The following is a 12,406-nucleotide window of genomic DNA, read 5'->3' as shown; positions in this document are numbered from 1 at the left end:
TCCCGGGCGACGGCGAGTGCCCGAGCCGCGAGGTGCTCGCCGTGATCGCGTGACGGCGGCGTGCCGCGCCGATCGCGATCGCCTACGCAGCCGCCGTGGCCTTCATGGTGGCGACCTACCCGCGCGGCGCAGACCTCCAGCGTCTCTATCTGGCCGTCGAGCTCGCGGCGATGTGCGCGTCGCTCGGATGTCTCCTGGTCTCGTTTCGGTCGCGTGAGCCGCTGTCGCTCAAGGCGGTTGCAACCGGCATCATCGTCTCTGTCGAGCTCGCGATGGTCACGGGTGGGCCCTACCGCGGCAACATCTTCCTGACCTGGCAGAGAGCCCAGCAGATCCTCATCGTGATGTTCATGGCCCTTGTCGCGGTCCACGTGGCGAGCAGTTGGCGGCCTCGAGATTCGACGTAGCGTTGTGCCATCTCGTCCTCTTCGCGCTCGCAGCCATCTACCGCGCGGGGCGGGACTTCGCGGCAAGGCGCCTTGCGTCTGCCGAACTCGCCGCGCAGGTGGGCCTCGTCCGCGCCCTCGTCGCGCGTTACCTTCGAGGTACCAGGGCGACACGCGAGGACGTCAAAGACCTCGCGCAAGACGTCCTCCTCGCATCGTGGGAGGCTTCGGAGCGTGAGGCGATACACCACGGTGAAGCGGCCCGGGCGCGCCCGAGCTTCGAGCATGACCCGGAACGCCTCGGCCCTCGTGCTATTCTCGAGCGCGTGGGGCAGCCTACCCGCGTCGCACCCGCTCTGATCCTGGTCGGGGTCTCCGCGTTTCTCGTCCTCACCGCGCTCGCCGCGGCCGCGTATCCGGGCGGCACCTTCTGCGACGCGAACGCGCCCGGCTACGAGTTCTGGGGCAACTTCTTCTGCGACCTCACGCAGCCCGTGACCCAGCGCGGGGTGGACAACACGCGCGCGCGCTCGCTCGCGCAGGCCTCGTTCGTCTGCTTTTCCCTCGCGCTCGTCCCGTTCTGGTGGGTTCACGGCGCCCTGCTCGGCGGCCGGCTCGGCGGCACGGTTCGCGTGTTCGGACTGCTCTCCGCCGCCGGCACGATCCTGATCGCGTGGCTGCCGTCCGTGGTCTCGCCGCTGCTCCACGAAGTGTCGGTGTTCGTCGCGACGATCCCCGGGCTGCTGGCGACGCTCCTGGGCGTGACCGGCGCGTTTGCACGGGGCAATGCGGGCGAAAGCCGCTCGTCACCGTTGCGCTTTTCGGCGTGGCTCGGCGCGCTTTCGCTCGCGCTCGGCAGCGCGGACGCCGCCCACTACGCGTATGCGATTGCGGTGCCAGGCTGCTACGTATTTTTGCCAGCGCTTCAGAAGCTCGCGGCGCTTTCGGTGATCGGGTGGATGGGCACGATTGCGTGCGTCGGTGCCGCGCGTGGGGCGCGCTAGCGCGCCCCCTGGAAAGGCAGCGACTGCCGCCGGTGTTAGACGGGTCTACCCTAGGGCGCGGGACAGCATTTGAGCCTTGCGGATCAGAGCCGATCCGTGAGACTTTGCGTGGGGCGAAGGTTACAAAAGGCGACGATCTAGACGGACCTGATCCGGCGGTTTCGGTTGACCAATCGACGGATGGTTGGGCGGCACCATGGAAACCACGTCACTGCCCATGACACCTCGAATAGCATCCTGCAGCTGCGGCCAACTCCAAGCGAGAACTGCTCGCGAGCCTGTTCGCGTTTCGGTGTGCCACTGTCTAGCGTGCCAGCGCCGTACCGGCAGCGTCTTCGGTGCTCAGGCTCGCTTCTCAAGCGAAGCGGTCACCATCGTCGGCGAGAGCGTCGAGTACGTCCGCGTCGGCGACGAAGGCACAAGAAGCACGTTCAGATTCTGTCCTCGCTGCGGTGCCACCGTCTACTACACCCTCGAAGGTCATCCAGAGTTCGTGGCAATACCGGTTGGCGCATTCGCCGATCCTGAGTTTCCAGCCCCGACGTTCTCGGTCTACGAGGAGCGCATGCACTCTTGGGTCAACATGCCCGCCGACATCGAGCACATGACATGATCCATGGAGCAGCTGGCTTCTGAAAGAACGAAGTTCTCCTGATCGCGGAGCAGCTGGCCGCTCCAGAGCGACCTCGGCGGCGCTCGTCGGGGTGTTGTGGTCGCTGGCGTTGCTCGCGCATGCTGCCGCCGCGATCGCAGCTTGGGTGCTGCTTCCCGGCGGTTTTCCCCTCCTTCACGCGCGTTTCTTCGCGAACCGCGTTCTGCCGGCGGTCGCGGTCGGGAGCGTGATCGCCGTCGGTGTTCTGGCCGCGCGACGGTCGACGGGTGCGCGTGTGCTGCTGTTGCTCTTTCCGGCGGCGTGGCTCGGGGTTGCTCTCGCTGCGGGGACCCTGTTTTCGGAGAGCGGCAGGACAGTCGCGTTCGGTGCGGGTTGTCTGGCCGTGGTCTTGTCGCTGGGCCTCGCGATGGCGTGGTGGCGGTTCGGGGTCCCGCCGCGGCTGACCTGGCTCGCTGCGCTGCCCGGTGTCGTCTTTGGTGCGGGGTTCGTGGCCGCGCAGCGGGCGCCGGAGCCTTCGACAGCTCCGTTTGCTGCGCCCGAGGTCGAGCTCGGCGGCGATCGTTGGACGCGATCACTCGATGGGCCCACGTCGTTCGACGTGGCTCCGTGGCTTCGCGTGGTCCCGAGCTCGGGTGAGGTTTCGGTGCAGGCGGGTGCGCTGGGCATCGTCATCGAGCCGCGGCTCGAGTTCATTTCGCGCTCGCCGGATCGTTTCTGGACGGTGTTCGCGCCCCTGCAATGGCGCGGCAACTCGCCCGTTCGTCGTCTCGAGCGCGCCGATCGCGAACTCGCGGTGGAAACCTCGGACGAGGCGAGCCTGCGCGTGAGGGCCACTTCGGATCAATCTGCCGCCATCGACGCGCGAACCGCGGTTCAGGAGCCCGTGTTCTCGCACCTGAACTCCTTCACGCGCGTCTCGATCACGGGCCATCGCCGGCTCGGCTTGCGGTTCTCGCCTTGCCCCGAGGTCGTGGTCGAGGTGATCCACTTCGACTATCCGTTCGGCGCGCCCGCGCGCTTCGCGTACCTCGACGCCGGCGGCACGTTTCTCGTCGTTCAGGCGAGCGATGCCGAGAAGGGGCCGTTCACGACGCTCGGCGAAGGCCGGCTCGCCCGCGGCGAACCCCTGAGTGTCGTGCTCGTCGAGAAGGGAGAATCACCACCCCGCGAGCTCGCGACGATCGTCTTCCGCGACTGGTCACGACAGCTCTCGACGGAGCTCTCGCCCACCGCCGGCTGGGGCCTGCCGCAGAATGCGTTCGAGTTCGGGCTCGCCTCGAACGCCCCTTCGTCCGCGGCCTACCTCGCGCTCACGCTGGCCGGGACGAGCGTGGGGCGCGGCTGGGACAGCGTGGGTCACGCCGCAGGCAGCTACACGAATCGGATCGAGATCCGGCTGCCGCCATCCAGGTGAAAGAAGCCGCGGGCTGGGTCCTCTGGGATGTGCTCAGCCACCCGCAATGAGAGCTGCACGCGACGGGGTTGCGCGGTCGGCGCTTCGGGTCGAACATGGCGGCCATGAAGGTCATCGTTACCGGAACGACCGGCATGGTCGGCGAAGGCGTGATGCTGGCTTGTCTCGCGGATCCCACGGTCGAGCGGGTCCTGTCGGTGGCACGCCGGCCGTCGGGGCACGCGCACCCGAAGCTCGAGGAGTGCTTGATCCCCGACTTTCGCGAGCTCGGCGCCTTCGAAGCGCGGCTCTCGGGTTACGACGCGTGCTTCTACTGCGCCGGCGTGAGCTCGGTTGGCATGAGCGAAGCGGACTACACGGCGATCACGTACGATACGGTGGTCGCCTTCGCGACGGCGCTCGCGCGCCTCAATCCCGGCATGGTGCTCACGCACATCTCGGGTGCGCACACCGACTCGAGCGAGCAGGGCCGGGTGATGTGGGCGCGCGTGAAGGGCAAGGCCGAGAACGCGCTGATGCGCCTGCCCTTTCGCGGCGTTTACAACTTCCGGCCGGGCTTGATGACGCCGGTGCCGGGACAAAAGAACCTGAAGCGCGCCTACCGCTTCCTGCTTCCGCTCGTCCCGATCATGAAGCTCGTGTTCCCGGCCCTGAAGCTCGAAGAAGTGGAGCGCGCGATGGTGCGTTCTGTGACGAGCGGGGCGCCGAAGCTGGTGCTCGAGGTCGCCGACATCAAGGCGCTCGCTTCGGCGTAGCTCGCGCGCCCCACACCGGGTTCAGCCGAGCATCCGTTCCCCGTCGCGCCGCGCCGCCGCCCACGTCTCGTCCCAGGCGGCGTCAGCCTCGGCGCGCGGGAGCTGGCCAAAGGCCTGCAGCTCCTTCCGCTCGCCGTCGACCTCGGCGTCGTCTTCCGATGGCGCCGGCGCCGGCCCGGTCATCGCGTCGCCGACCGCCTCGCGCACCTCACGCCCCCCCTCGGCCAGGCAGTAGGCGAGCACGCGCCACCCGAGCTCGGCGTGCAGCGCCTCGTCGCGCGCGATCTCGCCGAGCGCCGCGCGCACGCCCTCGTCCTTCGCCCCCGCGAGCGACCGGCGCGCCCGGGTCGCCGCCGCGCCCTCACCGAGACAGCCGTCGTGCCACGCCTCGAGCGCCATCCGCACGAGCGCTGCCTGCCGGTCGGCGTCGCGCGCCGCCGGAGGCGGGAGCAGCGCCGGCCTGAGGCGCCACCCCGCGAGCGCGCTCGCGATCTCGCTGCATCGCTCCGTGTGGCGGACCTCATCGCCGAGCGCGGCGAGCGCCCGCGCCACGAGCGACGCGGGCGCGCCGACCGCCGCGAGGTCCCGCGCGAGGGCGAGGAACGCCGGGATCGAGCCGCACTCGGCCCGCGCGCTGTCCAGCCACGCCCCCGCGAGCGCTGCCCGGGTCGCGCCATCGAGCCGCGCCGGGGCCGACACCGCGGGGCCCAGCCCGAGCGCCGGCGGGAGCACGACCCCATCGGCCGTGCGCAGCGGCCGGCCGACCATGGGCGTGAACCGCACTCCAAAGGGCGGCGGGAAGCGGAGGCCGGTGCCGAACGTCCCCTCGGGGACGAACGGCTCGCCCGACAGCGGGATGGCCGCGCGCGCCGAGAACTCGAGGCCCAACGGGTTGAACAGGGTGGTCATCGCGCCGACGTGGAGGCCGTGTTGCTCAGGGAACTCGTCGCTATAGCGGGTGCGGTACGTCCATCCGAGCTCGCCGTCGATGGTGAGAGCGGGATCGTCGAAGTCATCCGAGATATCGCTGCCGCCGTGCAGACCGGCCGCGAAGCGGCCCGCGGAGAAGTTGAGCCATGTCGCCTGCGCGAACGGACCGAATCCCATGCTCCCCGAGCTGCTCTCTCCGGTCAGACTGCTCTCCAGGAGGCGCGCCGCGCGGAAGTCGGCACCCAGGCCGAAGGCGAGCTTCTGGCCGAACGAGAACGACAGGGAGATCCCGCCCGAGAAGGCGTAATTCTCGTTGGCGCGCGCCTGACCGGGCAGCGAGACGAGGGCGGCGACCCCGAGGGCGGCGAGCGCGGGCGGGAGCGAGCGGGAACGAGAGGACATGGAACCTCCGAAGGCAAAAGGCGGGCAAAGGATCGATCTCGGCTCCCAAGTTACCAGAGGGCGCGAACTAACACGACCGCGGTGGATGACGGAAAACGGCTCTGGACGGCGGGCTGAGGAATCCCTCGAATTTTCGGGGAAATTCACAAGGAGGCGAGGAGACGAGGAGACGAGGAGACGAGGAGACGAGGACTGAAATCCCACCCATCTCCCCGTCTCCCTGTCCAATTTCCCGCTAAAAATGCCAACGAATGGCGGAGATGCATCGCTCCCGGCGCTCGAGAGCCGCGACGTGAACGTTCAAGCTCGAGCCGAGTCTCTGAGGGAACCCGACCGAGCCCGTACGTGCGCCGGCGATGCCCGCGAGCCGCATGGTCACGCGGGCGATCTCCTCCGCGAAGACGTCGGACCTTTTGGCCGCAAGCGCACGTCAGACGGCGCGCTGCAAGTCCGGCCTCCGGGCGCGGTAGCGGGCGAGCGCGGCGTGCGGGGCGGCAGCGCGAACGCGTGGAAGCATGATACGGTCCACGTTGCGCAGCCGCGGTCGCGGCTCGCATGCGTGACGAGGCGGTCGATGAGGAACGGCGGGGCGGCAGCAACTGGTGTGACGCAGCACGGTAGGCACCCTCAGCGTGGCCGGAGGATGTCCGCATGACACCATCCGAGGAGAGCGATCGCGCCCTGCGCGCCGAGATCGAGCGATTGCGCGGCAGGGTCGCCGAACTGACCAAAGCGGAGGCAGAGCTCGCGTTGCTGCGCGAGGAGCAGGCCGCCCTCCGCGCTTCCGAGGCGGAGCTCGTGGCGATGTTCCATGCCATGAACGATGTGGTCCTCGTGATGAGCGACGCCGGGAAGTACCTCAAGATCGCCCCGACCGCGCCGTCCCTGCTGTTCAGGCCGAGCGAGGAGCTCCTTGGGAAGACCGTTCACGACATCATGCCCGCGGAGTTTGCCGACTTCATCGTCTCCAAGATCCGTGAAGCCCTCGCCTCGGGACACGTGGTCTCGTGCGAGTACAGCTTGCCCATCCGGGACGCGGAGCTGCTCTTCAGCGCCAGGATCTCGCCGATGCCCGACGGGCGCGTGGTCTTCATCGCGCGCGACGAGACCGAGCGCAAGACGGCGCAGAAGAGGCTCGAAGAGACCCAGCACAAGATCATCCAGGCCCAGGAGGCCGCGCTCGCGGAGCTCTCGATGCCGCTCATCCCGATCAGCGACCAGATTGTGGTCATGCCGCTGATTGGCAAGCTGGACGCGCGGCGGATGGATCTCGCGCTGCAATGCCTGCTCACCGGCATTCAATCGGGCCACGTGCAGGTCGCGATCGTCGACGTGACAGGCGTCTCCGTGATTGACAGGCAGGTCGCGGACGCTCTCGTCAGGCTCGCGCGCGCCGCCCAGCTGCTCGGAGCGCAGGTCGTGCTCACCGGCATTCAGCCCGGCGTGGCGAGGACGCTCTGCGAGATCGGCGCGGAGCTGACGGGCATCATCACCCTCGGCACGCTCCAGAGCGGGATCGCTTACGCCTGGGGCTGACCGGCGAAATCGGTTCCCACGCTGGCCATGGCAGGCTGGAGCCGATGGTGACCTGCGGCGACGCGCCGGCAGAGCGATTGTACGAGAAGCCCGGATTTGTGGAGCTTTCGGCGCGGAGCTGGCGGCGAACGGTCGAGCTGGCGCTTTGGGCCACGCGCTCCGGCGCCCGGTGATAGAACGACCGCCGTGAATCCGCACACCGACGCTGGCCCGGCGAGCAGCGACTACCTGGATCGCCTGATGCGTCGAGGGTCTTTCGAAGCCCTGTGGCCGCTCTTCGCCAAGGCCACGCGCCCCGCCAAAGAGATGACCGAGAGCTATTCGGCGCTCGAGCACCTGCGGCCCTACATGTCCGGCGCGCCGTGCCGGGTCATCCACGTCGGCGACGGCGCCCACGCCCGCACCGGGGCGTTGTTCGCGCTGAAAACAGAGGCTGAAAACGTCAGCGTCGATCCGGTGCTCAACGAGCCGCTGGTCGAGGCCTGGCGCACCAGATTCGGTATCCGCCGCTTCGCCTGGCAACGCGCCGACGTCTTCGCGGCCATCGAACGGCTCAACGCGTTGCCCGACATGCCCGTGCTCGTCACGTTCGTGCACGCCCACGTCCCCATCGACGATGTCCTCGCCCGGCTGCGCTGGAACGTCGCGTACACGCTCGCCTGCTGCCAGCCAGGTCATCAGCTGAGCCAGCAGCACGACGTGCTCGCCGCCGGCGAAGACCCGTACGTGTTGTCCAGCGGACGGCGCTTTCAGGTGCTCGCCCCGCGCGCGTGAGCGCTGGACGCCGCGGCGACGCGCGCGCTGGCCGTCAGCTCACCGGCGCCGGGGCGACGCCGCTCGACAGCGCTTCCCCGCCCGATAGAAATGCGATGAGGCCGTGCGGGGCGGTTTCGCCGAAGCAGAGATCGAAGGTCGCCGCGGCTTCGGGAGCGGCCTTCGCGCCACGAACGAACATCTCTTCTTCGTATCCGGCGAGCGCGGCTTCGAGGTCATCCGGGTGCGCGGCGATGGCCTTGCCGAGCTCCGCGCCGTCGACCATCGCGAGGTTTGCGCCTTCCCCGTCGGGCGGGCTCAGGTGCGCGGCGTCGCCGAGGAGCGTCACGCCGGGCACGCGATCCCAGCGATGCCCGGCGGGGAGCGTGTGGATCATGCGCGGGACCGGATCGGTCTCGCCGTCGGTGATGAGCGCTGTCAGGGCCGGGGCCCAGCCTTCGAACTCCGCGGCGACGCGCGCCCGCGCCGCCTTCGGGTCGGTGAAGTCGATGCTCTCGATCCACGCCTTTGGCTTCGTGAGCGCGACATAGGTGTGGAGGACACCGTTCGTCTCGCGGTGCGTGATGATGCCTTTGCCGGGCGTGAGCGCGTAGAACGCGCCCCCGCCGACGAGCTCGGCGCTGGCGGAATGCCGCGCGTCGGCGTCGAGCAGGTACGTCTCGATGTACGCGGTGCCGACGTAGTCGGGCTTCACGTCGGAGAGGAGCGGCCGGATCTTCGACCACGCGCCGTCGGCGCCGACGACGAGGCCGGTGGTCACGGTCGACCCGTCCGCGAAGGTGAGCTCGTGCTTTCCGTCGCCGAGCGCGCGCACGCCCGTGAGCTTGCGGCCCCATTGCACGGTGCCAGACGGGAGTGAGTCGAGGAGGATGCGCCGGAGGTCGCCGCGGAGCACCTCGGGGCGAACGCCGGTGCCGTCGTCCGGCTGGTCGAGGAGGACCGTGCCCTGCGGATCGACCATGCGCATCGCCTCACCGCCTTCGTGGACGATGCAGCGGAACTCGTCGAAGAGGCCGGCGGCCTTGAGCGCGAGCTGGCCGTTGTAGTCGTGGATGTCGAGCATCCCACCCTGGGTGCGCGCCTCGGCGGAGGCGTCCGCCTCGTACACGGTCGCCCGGATTCCGTGGACGTGGAGGACGCGCGCGAGGGTGAGCCCGCCCGGTCCGGCGCCGATGATGGAGATAGAAGTCATCGTGATCCCTCTCGGTGTTCAGCCTGGAACATCGTTCCACTCATCTACTTGGAACGCCGCTCCAGAACTGTCAAGATGGAGCCTTGGCGAAGAAGGCGACGCGAGGGTCGGGACGCGAGAAGCACCGGGAGGATGCGCTCTCGCGCGAGCGGATCGTCGAAGCGGCGATCGCGCTGCTGGACGCGGACGGTGAGGATGGGCTGACGTTCCGCGCGCTCGCGACGCGCCTGGCGACGGGCCCGGGCGCGATCTACTGGCACGTCACGAACAAGAGCGAGCTCCTCGTAGCCGCGACCGACGCCGTGGTCGCGCGCACGATGGGCGAAGTGCGCGGCTCGACCAGGCCGCGCGAAGCGATCCATCGCATCGCGCTCGGCGTGTTCGACGCGATCGAGGCGCATCCGTGGGTGGGCGCGCAGCTCTCACGCGCTCCGTGGGAGACGGCGATGCTGCGGATCTACGAGCGCCTCGGCCGCCAGGTCGAGGCGCTGGGCGTCCGGGGGAGCGCCCAGTTCACCGCGGCGTCGACGCTGCTCAGCTACGTCATCGGCGTGAGCATCCAGAACGCCACGGCGAGCCAGTTCGCGCGCCGCGAGCTCCCGCCGTCGACGAACCGCGTCGACTTCCTCGAGGCGGCGGCGGCGCGCTGGCGCGAGCTCGACGCCCGTGAGTACCCGTTCACGCGAAGTGTCGCCGCCCACCTCCCCGGCCACGACGATCGCAACGAGTTCCTCGCCGGGATCGACCTGATCCTCGCCGGAATCGCGGGATCGCAGTGAGCCGCGGACGTCGCGATGCGAGCGCCGATCCCTTGACGGACGAGCGCACCCGCGCATTCTGGCAGCCATGTCGCCACGCCGCGCGCCCGTCGCTCCGCTCGCCCTGCTCACCTCCCTCCTCCTCGCCGCCCCCGCCGCGGCGGCCGTCGTGCCGGTCGGCACCACCGGCGAGCTCGTCGCCGCGATCGGCGCGGCCAAGGCCGGCGACGAGATCGTCCTCGCCTCGGGCACCTACGCCTTCGACGGCGTGTCCTGCGCGGCCGCAGGCACCGAGGCCGCGCCGATCGTCGTGCGCGCCGCCGAGCCGCTCGGCGCGATCGTCGAGCTGTCGGGCGTCGAAGGCTTCAAGGTCAGCGGCCCGAACTGGCACTTCGAAGACCTGGATATCCGCGGCGTCTGCGCCGACGACTCGGACTGCGAGCATGCCTTTCACGTGTTCGGCGCTGCGAGCCGCTTCGCCCTCCGCCGCTCGAAGGTGCGAGACTTCAACGCCCAGCTCAAGATCAACGCCGCGCAGGTGGACGGCATCTGGACGGCCCCCGACGACGGGCTGATCGAGCGATCGGAGCTGTTCGACACCCACCCGCGCAGGACCGGCGATCCCGTCACCAAGATCAACATCGACGGCGGCAAGCGCTGGACCGTGCGCGACAGCTACCTGCACGACTTCCAGAAAGACGGCGGCGACACCGTCAGCTACGGCGCGTTCATGAAGAGCGGCGGCTCGGACGGGCTCTTCGAGCGCAACCTCGTCGTCTGCACCACCGCCGGCTCGCCGGACGGGGCGCGCATCGGGCTGTCGTTCGGCGGCGGCGGCACGGGGGCGCAGTACTGCGCTCCGGCCTACGACCCCGACGTGCCCTGCGAGGTCGAGCACACCGGCGGAACGATGCGGAACAACATCATCGCGAGCTGCTCGGACGTCGGGGTCTATCTGAACCGCGCGACGGACACGCGGCTTCATTTCAATACGCTGATCGCGACGAGCGGGATCGACTTCCGCTTCGCGACGACCAGCGGCGTCGCGCGCGGCAACCTGCTCACGGGCAAGATCCGCGACCGCGACGGGGCCACGCATCAGGAGAGTGACAACCTGGCCGAGGTGGGACTCGCGACGTTCCAGACGTGGTACGAAGATCCGAGTCTCGGCGACCTGCACCTCAAAGGGGATGTGGCGTCGCTCGTCGGCGAAGCGCCCGCCGACGCCGCGGTGACCGACGACTACTGCGCGCGCGGGCGGCCGGGCAGCGGGAGCTTCACGCTCGGCGCGCTCGAACATTCGCTCGGCGACTGCGCGACGGTGCCGCCTCCGGGGCCCTCCGGCGAAGGGGGCGCGGGCGGCGGCACCGCCGGCTCGGGCGGGATGGGCGGCGGCACCGGATCTGCGGGTGGGATGGGCAGCGGCACCACCGGGTCGGGCGGGGGTGAGGCAGGCGGCACAGGCGGCGCGGGCGCAGGCGCAGGCAGCGGCACCGGCGCTGCCGGCGGGGGTGGTGACGCGTCCAGTGACGGCGAGGGCTGCAGTTGCCGCGCCGCGGGCGTCGGCGGGAATCACACCCTTGGCCTCCTGACGGCGGTCCTCGCCGCGCTCGCCCTCCGGCGACGACAGGCCTCCTCACCGGTGAGCGACGCCAGCTAGAGCGACAAATGGGTTGAAACCCCAGAAAAGAGCAGGAATTTGAACCGCCAAGCGCGCCAAGGACGCCAAGATTGTGTTTTGTTCTTGGCGTCCTTGGCGCCTTGGCGGCTCATTTCTCGCTCGATCAACGTGATCGGTGTCCTAGGTGGAGAGGGGCGACTACGTCAACCCGGGCCCGCGGTGGACCGCCGCCGCCCGCGCCCGGCGTGGGAATTCGCCTTGCGGCGCGGGTCGGCCATACTGCGCAGCATGACGAAGGGAAGCTGCCCATGAGGACCACGCGCTCCATCCGCGGCAGCGACCATGCGCTGGTGCAGCGGATCTCGCACGTCGCCTATGGCGACGACCCGCAGGACCAGTCCCTGCCCGACGGCTGCTGGGACCTCGTGTTCATGAAGCGCCGCGGCCGGCTGCAGGTGCTGCATACCGGTCTGATCACGCACCCGGTGTCGCTGGGCTACGAGACCGGCGACGAGTACCTGAGCATCGCCTTCCGGCCAGGCGTGTTCATGCCGGGGGTGCCGGCGACAGACATGCTGGACCAGGGCGTACTGCGCCCGCTGGCGAACACGCGCTCGTTCCTGCTGGGGCCGCAAGCCTTCGAGGTGCCCGACTTCGAGAACGCCGACGATCTGGTGACACGCCTCATCGGGGCCGGCCTGCTGGTGGCGGATCCGGTGGTGTTCCGCGTGCTGCAAGGCGATTCCGCCGGCACCAGCCTGCGCTCGGTGCAGCGCCGGTTCCTGAGCGCCACCGGTCTCACGGCGAAGCAGCTGTCACAGATCCACCGTGCGCAGGCGGCGCTGCAGCAGCTGATGCATGGCGATGCGCCGGCCGACGTGGCTGCCGCCTGCGGCTACGCCGACCAGGCGCACCTGGGCAATTCGCTGAAGCGGATCATGGGCAGGACGCCCGGCGAAGTGGCGCGGGCTGCGGCCCGGCCCAGGCCTGGGCGCTGAGGGCCCAGACGGTCTGGCGAGGC

At 69.6% G+C, this 12,406-nt stretch carries 12 protein-coding genes; 10 read left to right on the top strand and 2 right to left on the bottom strand.

Annotation, left to right across the window (positions count from 1 at the left end):
• Positions 1 to 95: 95 nt before the first annotated feature.
• The 5 genes from WME79_RS45525 (at position 96) to WME79_RS45505 (ending at position 4,172) form a co-directional block, all read left to right on the top strand.
• On the top strand, positions 96 to 407 hold the full coding sequence (locus WME79_RS45525; RefSeq protein WP_437528442.1) for a hypothetical protein: 312 nt from the start codon (positions 96 to 98) through the stop codon (positions 405 to 407).
• 2 nt (positions 408 to 409) lie between these two features.
• The gene (locus WME79_RS45520) at positions 410 to 1,390 is read left to right on the top strand and encodes a hypothetical protein (protein WP_437528441.1); all 981 of its coding nucleotides are present in this window, start codon (positions 410 to 412) and stop codon (positions 1,388 to 1,390) included.
• Positions 1,391 to 1,607: 217 nt separating this feature from the next.
• Positions 1,608 to 2,003, top strand: a complete 396-nt coding sequence (locus WME79_RS45515) for a GFA family protein (RefSeq protein WP_437540070.1) — start codon at positions 1,608 to 1,610, stop codon at positions 2,001 to 2,003.
• 382 nt (positions 2,004 to 2,385) lie between these two features.
• On the top strand, positions 2,386 to 3,417 hold the full coding sequence (locus tag WME79_RS45510; protein ID WP_437528440.1) for a hypothetical protein: 1,032 nt from the start codon (positions 2,386 to 2,388) through the stop codon (positions 3,415 to 3,417).
• Between the two features lie 104 nt (positions 3,418 to 3,521).
• The gene (locus WME79_RS45505; protein WP_437528439.1) at positions 3,522 to 4,172 is read left to right on the top strand and encodes an NAD-dependent epimerase/dehydratase family protein; all 651 of its coding nucleotides are present in this window, start codon (positions 3,522 to 3,524) and stop codon (positions 4,170 to 4,172) included.
• A gap of 21 nt (positions 4,173 to 4,193) precedes the next feature.
• Here WME79_RS45505 and WME79_RS45500 read toward each other — a convergent pair whose 3' ends face one another.
• Entirely contained in the window at positions 4,194 to 5,504 is a 1,311-nt protein-coding gene (locus WME79_RS45500) for a hypothetical protein (RefSeq protein WP_437528438.1), read from the bottom strand.
• A gap of 651 nt (positions 5,505 to 6,155) precedes the next feature.
• Between WME79_RS45500 and WME79_RS45495 the strand changes: the two genes are divergently transcribed.
• Positions 6,156 to 7,040 carry an STAS domain-containing protein gene (locus tag WME79_RS45495; RefSeq protein ID WP_437528437.1) on the top strand — a complete coding sequence of 295 codons (885 nt, stop codon included), beginning with the start codon at positions 6,156 to 6,158 and terminating at the stop codon, positions 7,038 to 7,040.
• Between the two features lie 186 nt (positions 7,041 to 7,226).
• Positions 7,227 to 7,814 (top strand): hypothetical protein, encoded by a 588-nt coding sequence (locus WME79_RS45490; RefSeq protein ID WP_437528436.1) that lies wholly within the window; start codon positions 7,227 to 7,229, stop codon positions 7,812 to 7,814.
• Positions 7,815 to 7,848: 34 nt separating this feature from the next.
• On the opposite strand, the gene WME79_RS45485 is transcribed toward WME79_RS45490, so the two are convergent.
• Complete coding sequence (locus tag WME79_RS45485; protein ID WP_437528435.1) at positions 7,849 to 9,006, bottom strand: FAD-dependent oxidoreductase; 1,158 nt, start codon at positions 9,004 to 9,006, stop codon at positions 7,849 to 7,851.
• 83 nt (positions 9,007 to 9,089) lie between these two features.
• On the opposite strand from WME79_RS45485, the gene WME79_RS45480 reads away from it, so the two are divergent.
• From WME79_RS45480 to WME79_RS45470, 3 genes are all read left to right on the top strand, one after another.
• On the top strand, positions 9,090 to 9,785 hold the full coding sequence (locus WME79_RS45480) for a TetR/AcrR family transcriptional regulator (protein WP_437528434.1): 696 nt from the start codon (positions 9,090 to 9,092) through the stop codon (positions 9,783 to 9,785).
• A 67-nt stretch (positions 9,786 to 9,852) separates the two neighbouring features.
• Entirely contained in the window at positions 9,853 to 11,424 is a 1,572-nt protein-coding gene (locus tag WME79_RS45475) for an MYXO-CTERM sorting domain-containing protein (RefSeq protein ID WP_437528433.1), read from the top strand.
• 269 nt (positions 11,425 to 11,693) lie between these two features.
• Positions 11,694 to 12,383 (top strand): helix-turn-helix domain-containing protein, encoded by a 690-nt coding sequence (locus tag WME79_RS45470; protein ID WP_437528432.1) that lies wholly within the window; start codon positions 11,694 to 11,696, stop codon positions 12,381 to 12,383.
• Positions 12,384 to 12,406: the final 23 nt, after the last annotated feature.

Origin of the sequence: Sorangium sp. So ce726 (genome assembly GCF_051521405.1) — a bacterium.
GTDB lineage: Bacteria > Myxococcota_A > Polyangia > Polyangiales > Polyangiaceae > Sorangium.
This window is presented reverse-complemented; position numbering and strand designations above follow the sequence as displayed.